Raw genomic sequence first — 15,064 nt, forward strand, 5'->3', positions numbered from 1 at the left:
CGCGAGTCCCGCCCGATGACCCCGGCGATCTGGGCCGCCCTGATGGCCCGCGACATCGGCTGCGTCTTCCCCGGCTGCACGAGACCGGCGGCGTGGTGTCACGGGCACCACATCCGGCACTGGATCGACGGTGGCGAAACGGAGTTGGAGAACGGCGCTTTGCTCTGCCATTTCCACCACGACGTCGTTCATCACAAGGGCTGGACCATCGAACTGGGCCCGGATGGGCACCCCGAACTCATCCCGCCCCCGTGGATCGACCCGCTCCAACAGCCCCAACGCAACACCCACTGGAAACTGCTCCGCGACGGCCTCCGCACCAGCGAACCCGACCGCGGGCCCTGAGCCGCCCGGAACTTAGCTCAGCAACTCTTCCGCCAGGTTCCGCTGCGAGCCGGAAACGTCGTCCCCGAGGACCTGCAGGCACACGTGGTCCGCGCCGGCGTCGAGGTGCGCGCGCAGTCCGTCAGCGACGGTCTTGGTGTCGCCGTGCAGGACCAGGGCGTCGACGAGGGCGTCGGAGCCGCCGTCGGCGAGGTCGGCCTCGGTGAACCCGTGGCGGAGCAGGTTGCGCCGGTAGTTGATCAGGCGCAGGTAGAACTGAACCGTCGGCCGCCCGATGGCGCGGGCGGCCTCGGGGTCGGTGTTGAGCACGACCTTGTGCTCGGGCGCGAGCAGGGCGCTGCCGAGGATCGGCCGGGCCGAGGCGGTGTGCGCCGGGGTGGTCAGGTACGGGTGCGCGCCCAGCGTGCGGTCGGCCGCGAGCTTCAGCACCTTGGGGCCGAGCGCGGCCAGCACCGTCCGCTCAGCCGGCACACCCTCGGTGTCGAGGTCTTCGAGGTACTCGACCATCGTGGTGTAAGGGTCCTTGTATTCACCGACGGCTTCGGGGTGGCCGATGCCGACGCCGAGCAGGAAGCGGCCCGGGTGGTGGGCCTCGATGCGGTGGTAAGCCTCCGCGATCGGGCCGGGCTCGTCGGCCCACATGTTGACGATGCCGGAGGCGACGACGATCCGCTCGGTCGCGTCCAGCAGCTCTTCGAGCTCCGTCAGCGGAGCGCGCGGGGAGCCGCCGACCCAGATCGTGCCGTACCCGAGCTTCTCGGTCTCCGCCGCGAGTTCCGGGGTGGCCGTTGCCGTGGTCCACCAGACGCCGAACTTGCCGAGCTGCACGCGCGATCACCCTTTTTCGAATCGAACCCGAGGTCAAGAGCGACGACGCGCTCCCGGCCCTGACTATTCCCCGTTGGGCTAGCCCTGAACAGCTTTGGCCACGGCGACGCAGCGGGTAAGCCACTCCTGGGCGTCTGCGCCACCGGCGCCGCCGTCCTCCACCGCCCAGACCGCACTGTGCATGACGCGCACGATCACCCAGGCCCGGGCCCGGCCCTCGTCGAACCCGGCGACGTCGACGAGCGTGTCGAAGCGCCGCCGGGTCGCGGCCCGGACCTGGCCCGCGACCTCGTCCCAGCGGTTGGTGAGCATCGGCGCGAGCTCGTAGTGAGGATCCCCGGACAGCGGCTTCGGGTCGATCACCAGCCACGTCTCGCGTTCGGAGGCGAGGACGTTCTCGTAGTGCAGGTCGGTGTGGATGAGGGTGCCGGTGCATCCCGGGTCGGACGCGAGGTCGGTGCCGAGTGCGATCGCCTGCTCGACCAGACGCGGCGGCAGGGCGGCGGGGGCGTGGCGCAACTGCTCGGTCCACCGCTGCAGCGCCGCCGCCAGCGACGGGAGCTGCGGCGGCGCCGGCACGTGGATCCGCCCGTAGAGCCCGCCGACGATCTCGCACGCCTCCAGGTCCCAACGCTCCGTCAGATTCTCCGGACCGGCTCGCTCGAGCAGCAGCGCGAAGCGGCGCGGGTCGGCGCGTAGCAGCTCGACCGCGCCGTTGCCTCCCCAATAGCGCAACGCCAGGTGCTCCTGGGCCGCCTCGTCGTGCGGGTAGCCGACTTTGAGCACGTTGGGTCGACCATCGGCGGAGCGCACCGGCACGACCAACGAGAGCCGGCCGGCGATCGGCGGCCCGTCCGCCGTCAGCGACCACTCGTCCAGCAACTCAGCGGTGCGGGCGGGCAACACCGCGAGCCAGTCGTTCCAGGGACCGGCCCGACCGTCCGGCCGCAGCGCTTCGGGGATCTCGAGCACGAAGGTGGGGTCAGTGCTTCTTCTTCGCGAGGTGCTGGTCGGCGACCTTCGCGGGCGCCTGCGCGAGCCAGCCGTCCTCGATGGTCTCCCGCAACACCTTCACACTGACCTTCGTCAGTTGCACCAGCACCGCGGCGAACCCGTCGAAGTGGGGGATGGTGAACAGCGCCTCCGGGTGGGCGGCGAGGACCGCTTCCTTCTCGCCGAGGTCGGCGACGGCGACGGCGAGGATCGGCCCGTCGGGTGGGGTCTCGTCACCGAAGCGCTTGAGGTCGGCCTTGCTGAACGCTCTTTCCCAGGCGAAGGCCTTCTTGCCCACGGACCAGGACCGGTTGCCGTAGCGCTCGCCCTCGGTGACCTCGGGCAGGCGGGCGATGATCTTCTCCACGTCGCGGATGGTCGCCATGCCAAGAACGTATCCCGGGGCCGGAATGCGTGGACCGCTCGCTGCGGTTGGCCCCGGTATGGAGCAGCAGCGAGGGCTAGTGCGCGTCGAGGTCAGCCCCAAGCGAGTTCGAGCCTTCCTGGCCGGAGAGGTGGTCGCGGACTCCCGCGCCACCCGCCTGGTCTGGGAGAAGCCGCAGTACCCGACCTTCTACTTCCCACTCGCCGACGTCCGAGCCGAGCTGGTGCCGGCCGGGGTCACCGAGCGTTCGCCGAGCCGCGGCGACGGGCAGCGGTTCGATGTGAAGGTCGCCCGGGCCACCGCGCCGGCCGCGGCCCTGCGCTATCCGGACTCCCCGCTGGAAAATCTGCGCGACCTGGTACGCCTGGACTGGGCGGCGATGGACGAGTGGATGGAGGAGGACGAGCCGGTCATCGTCCACCCCCGCGACCCCTACACCCGCGTCGACGTGCTCGCCTCGTCCCGCCACGTCCGGATCGAGATCGACGGCGTTACCGTCGCGGACTCGCACCAGCCGCGGATCCTGTTCGAGACCAACCTGCCGCCGCGCTACTACCTCCCGCTCACCGATCTGCAGCTGGACCTGCTGACGTCGTCGGCCACCCAGACGCAGTGCCCGTACAAGGGGACCGCAACCTACTGGGACCTGACGGTGGGGGAGCGCACGTACGCCGACGCCGTGTGGACCTACCGCTCACCTCTGCCGGAGAGCCAGAAGATCATCGGGCTGGCCTGCTTCTACAACGAGAAGGTCGACCTCTACCTCGACGGCGAGCTCCAGGAGCGTCCGCGTACGCACTTCAGCTGAGGAGCGCGTCGATCTGCCCGACGGCTGAGGACATGCCTTCCTCCATGCCCATCTGCAGGCACCAGTCCATGTTCTCGGTGGACGCAAACGTCGTCACCAACGTCATGACGGTGCCGCCGCCGGAACGCGCGGCCAGCTGAACCCGCATAGCCATCACCGGCATCGAACGGTCCGGTTCGAGGGCGTCGGTCGCGAAGCCGTTCTCCCACTCCAGGCGGTTGGGGGCATCCACCGCGAGCACCTGCCAGTACCCGCAGGCCTTGTCGCCCTCCGGCCCGGTCATGAAGTAGCGCACCGCGCCGCCGACGGAGAGGTCGTGGTCGACCACGGTGGCCGGGTAGGTCGGCGGACCCCACCACTGCTCCAACTGACGCGGGTCCTCGTAGAGCTGCCAGACCCGGGAAACGGGGGCGTCGAACTCCGCGGTGAGGGTCATCGTGCGGTTCTCGGCATCCTTGATCACGTTGGTCACGGTCACGGTCGGTTCCCTTCATGAGTGTCGGCGGCGAGCAGGTCGTCCATCCGGGCGATCCGTTCGCGCCATACCAGTTCGAGTCGGTCCAGGACGTCGTGTGCGGCGCGCAGTGCGGCGGGGTTGCCCGCCACCAGGTGCTCGCGACCGCGGCGTTCCTTGGTCACCAGGCCTGCCCTCTCCAGGACTGCGACGTGCTTCTGCACGGCCGCGAAGCTCATCGGGTAGTCGCGGGCCAGCGTCGAGACCGAGAAGGAGCCGTCCATCGTCCGCCGCACGATGTCCCGCCGGGTGGCGTCGGCGAGGGCGTGGAACAGCAGATCTACCTCGGCCTGATCTACAACCATACGGTTGTATATACGCGAAGACCTGGGCGGACGCAAGGGGGAGGGCCGAGATAACGTGAGCCCTCGTGTACCCGGGAGCCCACGCACAGACCCAGCCGGACAAGCCCGCCCTGATCATGGCAGGCACCGGTAGGACCGTGACCTACGCCGAACTCGACGAGCGCTCGAACCGCCTCGCACAGTGGTGGTACGCCGTCGGCCTGCGCACCGGCGACGGCGTCGCGATGCTGCTCACCAACACCGCCGAGGTGCTGGAGATCTACTGGGCGGCGATCCGCTCCGGCCTCTACGTCACGGCGATCAACTACAACCTCAGCGCGGACGAGGCGAGCTACATCGTCAACGACGCCAACGTGCGGTCGCTGATCGTGCACGCCGACCTGGCCGAGCTCGCGACCCAGGTCGCGGCCAACTGCCCGGATCTCGGCCGCAAGCTCGCTATCGGCCCGGTCGACGGCTACGCGGACTACGAGGCGACGCTGGCCGGCAGCGACCCCGCGCCACTGGCCCACGAACCGCGCGGCGCCGACATGCTCTACAGCAGCGGCACCACCGGCCGACCCAAGGGCATCCGTCTCCCGATCCCGGGCACGCGGATCGCCGAGGATCCGGGGACCGTCACCAACCTGATCAAGGCGGTGTGGGGGTTCGGCAGCGACACCGTCTACCTCTCACCCGCACCGATGTACCACGCGGCGCCGCTGCGCTTCTGCGTCTCGGTCACCTCACTCGGCGGCACCGTGGTGATGATGGAGAAGTTCGACCCGGCCAAGTCGCTGGCGCTGATCGAAGCGCACCGGGTGACGCACAGTCAGTGGGTACCGACGCACTTCGTCCGGATGCTCAAGATGACCGAGGCCGAACGCGCCGGCCACGACGTGTCCAGCATGCGCATCGCGATCCACGCCGCGGCGCCGTGCCCGGTCGAGGTCAAGGCGCAGATGATCGACTGGTGGGGCCCCATCGTCCACGAGTACTACGCCTCCACCGAGACCAACGGCATGACCGTGATCGGCCCGGACGACTGGCTCAAGCACCCCGGGACCGTCGGCCGGCCGGTGCTAGGCATCGTGCGGATCTGCGCCGAGGACGGGTCGGTCTGCGAGACCGGCGAGGCGGGCGACGTCTACTTCGAGCGCGACTTCATCCCGTTCGAGTACCACCACGACCCGGAGAGGACGACGTCCTCGCAGCACCCGGGGCACCCGACCTGGACCACGGTCGGGGACATGGGCTACCTCGACCCCGAAGGCTACCTGTTTCTGACGGACCGTAAGGCCTTCATGATCATCAGCGGCGGGGTGAACATCTACCCGCAGGAGATCGAGGACGCCCTCGCGCTGCACCCGGCGGTGTTCGACGTCGCGGTGATCGGCATCCCCGACCCGGAGATGGGGGAGCGGGTCAAGGCTTTCGTGCAGCCGGCCGTGGGCACGGAACCCGGCCCCGAGTTGGAGGCCGAGCTGGTGGGCTTCCTACGCGAGCGGATCGCCGGGTTCAAGATCCCGCGGGTGTGGGAGTTCCGCACCGAGCTGCCGCGCACCCCGACCGGAAAACTGCAAAAGGGCCTGCTGAAGGAGAAGACCGCGTGAGTCGACAGTCACCTGGGCGGGGGGTCCTGGGCGTCGGAATCGTCGGCCTGAGCGCGGAGCGCGGTTGGGCCGGTACGGCCCACGTGCCCGCGATCAACGCCATCCCCGGCCTGGAGCTGCGCGCGGCCAGTGCCAGCAGCGCAGCCAGCAGCAAGCTCGCTGCCGAGAAGCACGGTGTACCGGTCGCCTGCGCCGACGCCGCCGAGCTCGCCGCGCACCCGGACGTCGATCTGGTCGTGATCACGGTCAAGGTGCCGTACCACGCCGAGCTGGTCGGGCACGCGCTCGCGCACGGCAAGAAGGTGCTCTGCGAGTGGCCGCTCGGCAACGGCACCGCGGAGGCCGAGGCCCTCACCGCCGAGGCGGCCGCCAAGAACGTCGGCGCCTGGGTCGGACTGCAGGCCCGCGCCACCCCCGCGATCCGGCACGCCGCCGACCTGATCGCCGCCGGCGAGATCGGCGAGGTGCTCTCCACGACGCTGGTCGCAGTCGGGGGCGAATGGGGTGCCACCGTGCGCCCCGGCAGCGAGTACCTGATCGACTCGGCCAACGGGGCGACGCTGCTGACCGTGCCCTTCGGGCACGCGGTCGACGCCCTGGCCTGGACGCTCGGTGAGTTCGCCGAGATCTCCGCGACCGTGGCCACCCGGCAGTCCACCGTGCACCACACCGTCACCGGCGAAGCCATGACAATGACGGCCCCGGACCAGGTCGCCGTCACCGGAACGCTGACCGGCGGCGCCGTGGTCAACGTCCATTTCCGCGGCGGGAACACCCGCGATCAGAAGCTGCGCTGGGTGATCAGTGGGTCCAAGGGGGAGCTGGTCTTCGTCGGCCAGCACGGGCACCTGCAGTTCGGCATAGTGGAACTGCTGGGGGCCAAGGGCGAGGACAAGGTACTCACCCCGGTCGAGGTTCCCGGCGGCTACGAACTCGTGCCGCAGGGCCGTGGTGGCCCGTCCTACACCGTCGCCCAGGCCTACGCCGGCCTGCTCCGTGACCTCGAGGACGGCGGGCATCGGACCCCCACCTTCGCAGACGCGCTAGTCCGGCACCGGATGCTGGACGCCGTTGAAGATGCGGCCAAAACGGGCATCCGCCAGCTGCACGTTCCCTGAGTTCGGACGAACCTGGGCCTTCGCTGAGCGCCCGGCTGAGCGCGACACGCCGGGTTTCGTTCGGCCCAACGGCTGATCCCAATCCTGGCATCGAAGGACATCCCGGATTTACGGAACCACGCCTTGGCCCGGCTTCGTCCAAGGTGAGTTGCCCGCACGGGGCATCTACCGCGGGGGGCCGTGGGGCTGGGGGTTCTGGGCGTTATGCGTATGCGGCGTGTTCGGGTTACGGGGGCGGCGGTGACGGCTGCCCTGATGCTGACCACGGGAATCACGGGCGAGGCCGCGCACGGCGCGTCCGCCGGCTCGGGTAGCGCCGCGGTCGCGCAGGGCCCGGCGACGAAGATCGGTGGGTCCTCGACGAAGCAAGGCGTGCTCAAGCGGTCGTACCAGTACTACTCCCAGTACGGGAACGCCACCACGCTCGACGTCTACATGCCGAAGTCGGCGGTCGGAAAGCGCGGCCTCAAGCTGCCGACGGTCGTGCTGGTGCACGGTGGCGCCTGGACCATGGGCTCGCGCGCCGACCGCGCACCGCAGGCCAATCAGCTCGCCCGCAAGGGATTCATCGCGGTCGCGGTGAACTACCGGCTGGCGACCGAGGCCGCCTGGCCGGCACAGCGTCTCGACGTCAGCCGCGCGGTGACCTTCCTGCGCAAGAACGCCGAGTACTTCAACATCGACAAGTCCAAGATGGGGCTGTTCGGTTCCTCGGCCGGTGGCCAGATCGCCGCCGCCGTCGCCACCCACGGCAACGGCAAGCAGCGCTTCAAGGGCCTGGTCGTGCTCTCTGGCCTGCTCAATCCAGCGACGATCGCGCAGGAGAATCCGGAGTACTCCGATTCGGTGGTCCCCGACAAGCTCATCGGGTGCGACCTGGAGGACTGCCCGGAGCGCTACCTCGCGGCCATCCCGGCTCGGGCGCTGAATCGATCTGACATGCCGTCACTTCTGTTCCACTCCCAGGACGAAGATCCCTTCGGCCCGGCGCAGTCCGCGGAGTTCGTCAGCCGGTCCCGTTCGGTCGGCGTGCCCTCGAAGCTGAAGATGCTCAAGGGCGACGAGCACGGCATCGAGTACTGGGACCGCGTCAACGACATCGTCATCGCCTGGTTCGAGAATCACCTGAAGTAGCGGTATCCCTCGTCAGTCGGACGAGGGAGGTAACCCACCACCCTGGGTAGGTTCGGGCGGGACAGTTCCCGTATGCAGCCCGGACAGGAGTGGACATGGGCCGGCTGGACAACAAGGTCGCCTTCATCACCGGTGCCGCCCGCGGGCAGGGCCGCGCGCACGCGATCCGGATGGCGGAGGAAGGCGCCGACATCATCGGCGTCGACATCTGCGATCAGATCGGCAGCGTGCGGTCGCTGGCCAACGAGCTCGCGCCGCACTTCATCCGGGTCAACAGCGTGCACCCGTCCTCGACGCTGACCCCGATGATCGACAACGCCGCGATCCACGCCGCCTTCGCGCCGGGGGTGCAGAACGCCAAGCTCGAAGACTTCGGCGAGACCTTCACCGCGATGAACCTGCTCCCGATCCCGTGGGTGCAGGCCGTCGACATCTCGAACGCGGTGCTGTGGCTGGCCTCCGACGAGGCGCGCTACGTCACCGGCGTGACGCTCCCGGTGGACGCCGGGTTCATGGTCAAGGTCTGACGCACCGCGGTCACCGTCACCTGACCCTCGCACGAAATGCAGTGGGTGCCAGAGTGAGCGCGTGGACTACTCGCTGACCTGGGAAGAAGCCGCCGCCGTCGTGGTCTCGGCGGCCGGCATGTACCTCGCCCTGCTGCTGCTCCTGCGGCTGGCCGGCCGTCGGATCGTCGCTGCGCTGGGCGCGCACGACGTGGCGGCGGGGATCGGGCTCGGTGCGATCTTCGGTCGCACCGTGCTCGGGTACACGCCCTCGCTGCCGGCCGGCCTGATCGGCATCGCAACGCTGCTGGGCCTGCATTGCGGCACGCGACTGCTGGTCGGCAACCCCAGGCTGGACCGTGTGCTCGGCTCCGGGCCGGTGCTCGTCATGAAGGACGGCCAGGTGCTCCCGGACGCTCTGCGGCAGTCGAAGCTCTCCGAGGACGACCTGCGCGCCGCACTGCGCCGGGCCTCGATCGGCAGCTACGCCGACGTCGGCGTGGCCGTGGTCGAACGCACCGGCACGATCAGCGTGCTGCGCACCGGGCAGGCCACTGCCGACGTGCTCACCGGCGTCGACGGCTGGCGGTAAGGCCGCTCACTGGTAGCTGATCATCACCGGCACCGGCTCGCGGTCGAGGGTCTCCCGCGGGGTCATCAGCCGGGTGTCCTTCTTGTAGAAGTTCTTCCAGCCCATCCAGATCTCGTCCGGCACCGTGTTGGTGACGATCCGCCAGGTCCCGTCCTTCTGGCTCGGCTCACCCTGGCCGTCCATGTGGATCAGCAGCGCGAGCTCATCCCGTGAGGTGTCGATCGCGGAGCGGTTGGTGATCATCGTCAGGCTGAACTGGTGCAGCACCAGCAGCTTCTGCGGCAGCCGGTACTCCGCCGTCAGGTCGGCCAGCCAGTCGATCACGCGGTTGATCTCGCTGGAGTCCACACTGCCGATCTGACGCAGGTGAACCTGGCCGGCCTTGAGCCGCCACTCGGGGTCCAGGGCCAGCCCGACGTGCGGGTTCTTCAGCAGCTCGGCGTACCGCTTGGCCTGGGTGAGGAAGTCGGTGCGGCCGGGCTGGAGATCGAGGATCACGTAGACGCCGGCCTTGTCGGCCTGCTCGATCCACGGCTTGACCGATTCGATGGTGGACTCGGCGGAGTAGTCGCCGTCGCGGCCGGCGGCGCCCTGCGCGACCGTGGTGATGACCTCGAAGGTCGGGATCACCGGCACGTCGGAGATGTCGTCGTAGAGCTCGGCGACGTTCTCCGCCCGCTCGATGCTGGCGTCGATGCCCTGGGCGCCGAGGATTCCGAGCTCCGGGGCGCCCGGGTAGCCGTAGAGGGCGACCAGCCGGCGGCCGGGGAAGAACAGCTGCCCGCCCCCGGGCAGTTCGACGCCGGTGCCGACGACGGACATCCGGTAGGCGAGGCGATCGGCCGAGCCGAAGTCGCCGACGCCGAGCACCTTGGTCGGCTTGGCCTTGAACAGCGCCTGCACCGCGCACTCGCCGGCGCGCGGGTCGCCGTTCTGCACACCGACCACGGCCGCGCCGGCGTTGGCGGCGGTGGTCCGGGCGGCCAGCGCCCCGGCCCGCAGGTCCTCCTCGGCCGGCACCAGCACCGATAGCCCGGACAGGCGGTCGGGCGCCGAGGTCTCGGGCAGCTCGGAGGCGTTCTCGACGACCTTCACCTCGGGTAGCGCCGCTCGCAGCATCCGGGCGACGTCCGGGCTCGTCGCCAGGACCGCCTTCGGGTCGAGTCGCTTGATCTCGGCGGCCACGCTCGGGTCCAGGACGGTGCTCACGGGATCCGGCGCCGTGGACGGGGTGGCCTCCGGAGACGCGGTGCCGGTGGTGGACGGGGTCGCGGAAGCGCTGGCGGTCGCGCTGGGCGTCGCGCTGGGCGTCGCGCTGGGCGTCGCGCTGGCGGTCGGCTCGTCGCTCGGCTCGTCGGCCGGTGCGGCGGATTCGTCGAGGCAGGCGTCGCCGTCGGCCGTCGCCACCGAGAAGGCCGCCGGGGTCAGCGACGGTGACGCGGTCGCGATGGGCTGGGAGTCCTCGGAGTCGGTTTCCTCCGAGTCGGAATCGGGGTCGGACTCCTCGTCATCGGACTCCGCCGTGGCCGACGGGGAAGCGGTGGAGCTCGCTTCCGTCGAAGGTGTCGAGGACGGGGTCACCTCAGGCGGGGGAGCCGCGCAGTCCGCGGTGTCGGCCTCGAAGGTCACGGGGGAGGTGTCCGCAGCTGCGGTGGGCGAGGCGGTCGCGTCGACGCTGGGTGCGTCCGCTGCCTCGTCGGTCACCAGAAGCGGGGCGCCGGCGGCCGTGGCGGCCTCGATCGCGGGCTGCAGGGCCGAGGCGTCCCCCGCCGCGACCACGACCACGGGAGCGGAGTTGTAGAGCGCCTGGCTGACCGCGACGGAGAGCTGCGCCGGAGTCTCGGCGTCGAACACGGTGGTGCAGCCGTCCGGCAGCTTCACCGACGCCGCCGGGCCGTCGCCCTTGGAGATCGGGGCGCCGCTGGCGCCGGCTCCGGGCTTGTCGTCGTCATCGTCACCCGAGCAGCCCGCCGCCATCGCCACCACGGCCAGCAGCGCGGTCGCCGCGCTCAGCCGGACTCGTCCAGGACCGTGCCCGAACCGTACAGACATACGAACGCCCCCGCTCCCACTCACCGCCGCGTCGCGGTGCGTGCCAAGATCAACAGGGTAGAGGAGGCGCGGGCGCCCGACAGGTCAGAAGCGAATCACGCCGCGCAGGTTCTTGCCGGCGAGCATGTCCTCGTAGCCCTGGTTGACCTCGTCGAGGGTGTACTCGCGGGTGACCAGCTCGTCGAGCTTGAGCTGCCCGGCCCGGTACATCTCGAGCAGGCGCGGGATGTCGTGGCGCGGGTTGGAGGAGCCGAACAGCGAGCCGAGGATCTGCTTCTCGTACAGCGTCAGCTCGAACAGGTTCGCCTTGATCTCCATCTGCTCCGGGTGCCCGATCGCGGTGACCACGACCTTGCCGCGCTTGCCGACCAGGGTCAGCGCCGGCGCGATGTAGTCGCCCTCGGCGACGTCGGTGGTGATCACGCAGATGTCGGCGAGCTTGCCGCGGGTCAGCTCGGCGACGAGCTCCCATGCCTCGTTGGCGTCCTTGACGGCGTGGGTGGCGCCGAACTCCATCGCCTTCTCGCGCTTGAACTCGACCGGGTCGATCGCGACGATGTTCTGCGCCCCACCGATCCGCGCGCCCTGCACGGCGTTGATGCCGATGCCGCCGACGCCCATCACCACGACGGTGTCGCCCGGCTTGACCGCGCCGGTGCGCACGACGCTGCCGAACCCGGTCGGCACGCCGCATCCGATCAGGGCGGCCTTGTCCAACGGGAGGTCGTCGTCGATCTTCACCACGGACTGGTCGGGAACGACCGTGTACTCGGAGAACGTGCCGAGCAGGCACATCTGCCCGATGTCCTCGCCGCGCGCGTGGAAGCGGTAGGTGCCATCCAGTTGCGGGCCGAGGATCAGCGCGGCGCCGCTGTCGCACAGGTTCGTCATCCCGCGCGAGCAGTACGAGCACTTGCCGCAGGAGGGCAGGAAACTCATCACCACGTGATCCCCGACCGCGACGTCGGTCACGCCCTCACCGATCTCGGTCACGACCCCGGCACCCTCGTGCCCGCCGAGGATCGGCAGCGGCACCGGGATGTCGCCGGTGACCAGGTGCTCGTCGGAGTGGCACAGCCCGCTCGCGACCATCTTGACCAGGACCTCGTGGGCGTTCGGCGGATCGAGGTCGATCTCCTCGACCTCCCACTTCTGGCCCAGACCCCACAACACCGCGGCCTTGGTCTTCATCGCGTTCCTCCAGCTCGGGACAGTTACTCCGACGGCACCGCCGCGCCCGAGCCTCGCTCACCCGCGTCGGGGGAGTACAGGGCGCTCGACACAGTCTCCGACGCGCCCGCTGTGCCCGCGAACCAGGGTCCCTCGCGCTGGGATTAGCGCCGCCGCAGGGCCCGCGCCCCGTCCAGGGTGCGGGTGCCCAGCATCGGCTTCTGGTCCCAGTCGCAGTCCGGCGCCAGGTAGGTGGAGAACCCGTCGATCACGCCGGCTCCACCGCCTTGATGGTGACGACGCCGGTGGTCCCGTTGACGGTGATGTGCGCGCCGTCCGGGATGTCGCGGGTGCCGGTCAGGGTGTTGATCACGCAGGGCACGCCGAGCTCGCGGGCGACGATGGCGCCGTGGCTCATCTGGCCGCCGGTGTCGATCACGAGCGCCTCGGCCACCAGGAACAGCGGCGTCCAGCTCGGGTCGGTGGTCTTGCAGACCAGGATGTCGCCGGGCTCGAGGTCGACAGCCGCCGGGTCCAACGCGACCCGGGCCCGGCCGCTGACGTCCTCGTCGCCGAAGACGCCGATGCCGGTGAGCTGTTCGACCGCGAGGGCAGTGGTCTCCGCGGATTTCGGCGTCGCCACTGGCGCCGTCGGGTTGCCGGTCCAGGCCTGCGGCACGTCGAGGGTCTTGAAGCGCTCGTGGTCGGCCTTGCGTTCGGCCACCACTGCATGCTGCGCCGTGTTCACCCCGGCGACGAGTTCGTCGTAGGTGAGGAAGAAGACGTCGTCGCGCGCGTCGAGCAGGCCGCGGGCGACCAGGTCATCGCCCATCACGCGGGCGGCGCAGCGGGCGCCGTCGATCGCGTGCAGGAAGCCGGCCTTGCCGACCTCGCGCATCGGGATCAGTGCCTTACCCAGCTTGAGGATCAGCTTCGCCTTGCCGCGCCTGCCTCGGCCCAGGGCGGCGAGCAGGTCCTTCTCGGCCGCCTCCCGGCGGGCGAGCTGGGCGGCCTCCTTCTCTTTCGGGTGCGCCACCTTCGCGACGCGGTACTGCTCGGCCATGCGCTTGACCGGGGCCGGATCCTCGCGCCAGATCGTGCTGGCCAGGTTGCCCTCGTCGGGGCCGTGGTACCCGTGGCGGGCCAGGAACTCCTCGAGGGAGAGCTTTTCCTGCGCGACCTCCCACAGGTCGCCCATCAGCTCCGTCTCCTCCATCGAGCCGTAGCCGGTCATCAGGTCGGCGGCCCGGTCGCGACTGCCCCACGCCTGCTCGGCCAGACCCTCGATCTGCTCGGCAATGCCCTGTCCGATCAGCGACATGGACGCATGCCGGGACCCGACGCGGATGAACTCGTCGGCCGCGCGCTTGAGCTGCACGACCGCGGCGGCGTAGTCCGCCGGCGGAGCGGTGATGACGGACTGGCGCCACCACACGCGCTGGTCGGCCAGGATCGGGCGCAGCGTCTTGGCCGCCCAGCGGGTGCACATCGGAAGCTTGACGGCGACGATCGGGTAGCGCCGCTTGCCCGAGGACTTCGCCTTGTCGGCCCCCTCGGGCCGGCGCTCGCCGAACATCTGCTCCACGACCGCGTCGCCGGAGGTGCCGGGCATCGACTCGCCGATCCGCCACAGCGTCTGCACGTTGCCGGCCGGCAGGCCGAAGAAGGCGGCGGAGAACATCTCGTCCACGGCGTCCGGCGGCTCGATCTCACTGCGGGAGAACACGCCCATCCGGACGAAGGCCTGGCGCACCGAGGTCTCCATGACGTGGTCCCAGAACGTCCAGCCCAGCGGGGTCTGCACGCCTTGGATCGCCTCGGCGAAGTTGGCCCGGGACCACCGGGTGGTGTCGGCCGAGGTGGCGTGAACCGGGCTGTTCGACTCGCTCATGAACGGGTGCTCCATCCGTTGTTCAGTGCAGCGCGCACGGCGAGCCCGACCTCTCGGGTACCGGCGCGTGGGTTGGTGGACAGCTCGAAGTCGCAGTAGCCGGTGCGGCCGTCGTCGAGCGTGACCTCGCACACCGAGTCGACCCAGACCACGCTGTGGTTGCCGGTGACGACGCCGTCGACGACGACGCACCTCGCGTGCAGTGACGATCCGTCAGCCAGATGCCAGGTGACCTCGCCGCCGCGGTGGGTGAGGGCGTCGATCTCCATGTGCGCGACGATGTCGACGGTCGTGGCCAGGATCAGTTCGCCGTCGCGGACGACGTAGCCGATCGCCACCGTGCTGTTGTCGGCCGCGTGCCAGGCCATCGAGCCGAAGGACAGCTCCGGCCCGATCGTGCCGGAGACCCAGCGGTGCGAGAGCAGTTGGTCCCAGCGGCGCGGGCCCCAGGAATGGTCGCGGTGGCACATGCCGTCGATCTCGTAGCTCCGGCCCTGCAGGACCGCGGTGCCGCGGATCCGGCCGGAAGTCTCGTAGTGGCGTTTGGCGAAGTCCTCGACCATCGATCCGCCGGAGGGGAAGAAGTCGGTGAGGTCGTAGAAGTTCTCCATCACCAGGTCGAGCTCAAGGCCGTCCTCCTTGACCCGGATGCGGGGCAGGCCGTCCTCGATGTCCCAGGTGCTGCCGGCGCCGCGGAAGCCGCCTGGGGTCTCGGGTGCGAGCAACGGCACCCGCTCGACCCGGCGGAAGCGGGCCGCCCGGTCGAAGACGAAGCAGCACAGGGCGGCCTCCCCGGCCTCGGCGGTGCTTTTCGGGGGGTCGTCGGGGGGC

General features: G+C 70.0%; 16 protein-coding genes. 7 read left to right on the forward strand and 9 right to left on the reverse strand.

From position 1 onward, the window contains the following. A partial coding sequence (locus H0X00_RS09055; RefSeq protein WP_293769241.1) for an HNH endonuclease signature motif containing protein occupies nucleotides 1-345 on the forward strand: 345 nt, incomplete at its 5' end. Nucleotides 346-357: 12 nt separating this feature from the next. Here the strand turns inward: H0X00_RS09055 and H0X00_RS09060 are convergent. From H0X00_RS09060 to H0X00_RS09070, 3 genes are all read right to left on the reverse strand, one after another. Continuing rightward, the gene (locus tag H0X00_RS09060; protein ID WP_293769243.1) at nucleotides 358-1,173 is read right to left on the reverse strand and encodes an LLM class F420-dependent oxidoreductase; all 816 of its coding nucleotides are present in this window, start codon (nucleotides 1,171-1,173) and stop codon (nucleotides 358-360) included. A 78-nt stretch (nucleotides 1,174-1,251) separates the two neighbouring features. Continuing rightward, on the reverse strand, nucleotides 1,252-2,145 hold the full coding sequence (locus H0X00_RS09065) for an aminoglycoside phosphotransferase family protein (protein WP_293769245.1): 894 nt from the start codon (nucleotides 2,143-2,145) through the stop codon (nucleotides 1,252-1,254). Nucleotides 2,146-2,155: 10 nt separating this feature from the next. Further along, nucleotides 2,156-2,551 (reverse strand): hypothetical protein, encoded by a 396-nt coding sequence (locus H0X00_RS09070; RefSeq protein ID WP_293769247.1) that lies wholly within the window; start codon nucleotides 2,549-2,551, stop codon nucleotides 2,156-2,158. Between the two features lie 58 nt (nucleotides 2,552-2,609). Here H0X00_RS09070 and H0X00_RS09075 point away from each other — a divergent pair, with 58 nt between their 5' ends. Continuing rightward, nucleotides 2,610-3,359: a DUF427 domain-containing protein gene (locus H0X00_RS09075; protein WP_293769249.1), complete on the forward strand. Its 750-nt coding sequence runs from the start codon at nucleotides 2,610-2,612 to the stop codon at nucleotides 3,357-3,359. Here the strand turns inward: H0X00_RS09075 and H0X00_RS09080 are convergent. Further along, nucleotides 3,352-3,837: an SRPBCC domain-containing protein gene (locus tag H0X00_RS09080; protein WP_293769251.1), complete on the reverse strand. Its 486-nt coding sequence runs from the start codon at nucleotides 3,835-3,837 to the stop codon at nucleotides 3,352-3,354. The genes H0X00_RS09075 and H0X00_RS09080 overlap by 8 nt on opposite strands. Continuing rightward, entirely contained in the window at nucleotides 3,834-4,178 is a 345-nt protein-coding gene (locus H0X00_RS09085; protein ID WP_293769253.1) for a helix-turn-helix transcriptional regulator, read from the reverse strand. The genes H0X00_RS09080 and H0X00_RS09085 overlap by 4 nt, the downstream gene beginning before the upstream one ends. A gap of 65 nt (nucleotides 4,179-4,243) precedes the next feature. Here H0X00_RS09085 and H0X00_RS09090 point away from each other — a divergent pair, with 65 nt between their 5' ends. From H0X00_RS09090 to H0X00_RS09110, 5 genes are all read left to right on the forward strand, one after another. Next, nucleotides 4,244-5,770 carry an acyl-CoA synthetase gene (locus tag H0X00_RS09090; RefSeq protein WP_293769255.1) on the forward strand — a complete coding sequence of 509 codons (1,527 nt, stop codon included), beginning with the start codon at nucleotides 4,244-4,246 and terminating at the stop codon, nucleotides 5,768-5,770. Then, nucleotides 5,767-6,888, forward strand: a complete 1,122-nt coding sequence (locus H0X00_RS09095) for a Gfo/Idh/MocA family oxidoreductase (RefSeq protein WP_293769257.1) — start codon at nucleotides 5,767-5,769, stop codon at nucleotides 6,886-6,888. Before H0X00_RS09090 ends, H0X00_RS09095 begins: the two co-directional genes overlap by 4 nt. Before the next feature lie 240 nt (nucleotides 6,889-7,128). Next, nucleotides 7,129-8,022, forward strand: a complete 894-nt coding sequence (locus H0X00_RS09100; protein ID WP_293769259.1) for an alpha/beta hydrolase — start codon at nucleotides 7,129-7,131, stop codon at nucleotides 8,020-8,022. Between the two features lie 95 nt (nucleotides 8,023-8,117). After that, nucleotides 8,118-8,549, forward strand: coding sequence for an SDR family oxidoreductase (locus tag H0X00_RS09105; protein ID WP_293769261.1), 432 nt, complete (start codon nucleotides 8,118-8,120; stop codon nucleotides 8,547-8,549). Nucleotides 8,550-8,610: 61 nt separating this feature from the next. Continuing rightward, a complete protein-coding gene (locus H0X00_RS09110; RefSeq protein WP_293769263.1) occupies nucleotides 8,611-9,120 on the forward strand; it encodes a DUF421 domain-containing protein in 510 nt (169 codons plus the stop codon). Nucleotides 9,121-9,126: 6 nt separating this feature from the next. Here H0X00_RS09110 and H0X00_RS09115 read toward each other — a convergent pair whose 3' ends face one another. From H0X00_RS09115 to H0X00_RS09130, 4 genes are all read right to left on the reverse strand, one after another. Next, on the reverse strand, nucleotides 9,127-11,172 hold the full coding sequence (locus H0X00_RS09115; protein WP_293769265.1) for a hypothetical protein: 2,046 nt from the start codon (nucleotides 11,170-11,172) through the stop codon (nucleotides 9,127-9,129). An 84-nt stretch (nucleotides 11,173-11,256) separates the two neighbouring features. Continuing rightward, nucleotides 11,257-12,363, reverse strand: a complete 1,107-nt coding sequence (locus H0X00_RS09120) for an NDMA-dependent alcohol dehydrogenase (RefSeq protein WP_293769267.1) — start codon at nucleotides 12,361-12,363, stop codon at nucleotides 11,257-11,259. A 247-nt stretch (nucleotides 12,364-12,610) separates the two neighbouring features. Continuing rightward, nucleotides 12,611-14,233, reverse strand: a complete 1,623-nt coding sequence (locus H0X00_RS09125) for a PEP-utilizing enzyme (protein WP_293769269.1) — start codon at nucleotides 14,231-14,233, stop codon at nucleotides 12,611-12,613. Further along, nucleotides 14,230-15,064, reverse strand: an 835-nt coding sequence (locus H0X00_RS09130) for a propanediol utilization protein (protein WP_293769271.1), incomplete at its 5' end; no start/stop codon positions are given. The genes H0X00_RS09130 and H0X00_RS09125, both read right to left, overlap by 4 nt.

Source organism: Sporichthya sp., from assembly GCF_013815995.1.
Taxonomy (GTDB): Bacteria; Actinomycetota; Actinomycetes; order Sporichthyales; family Sporichthyaceae; genus Sporichthya.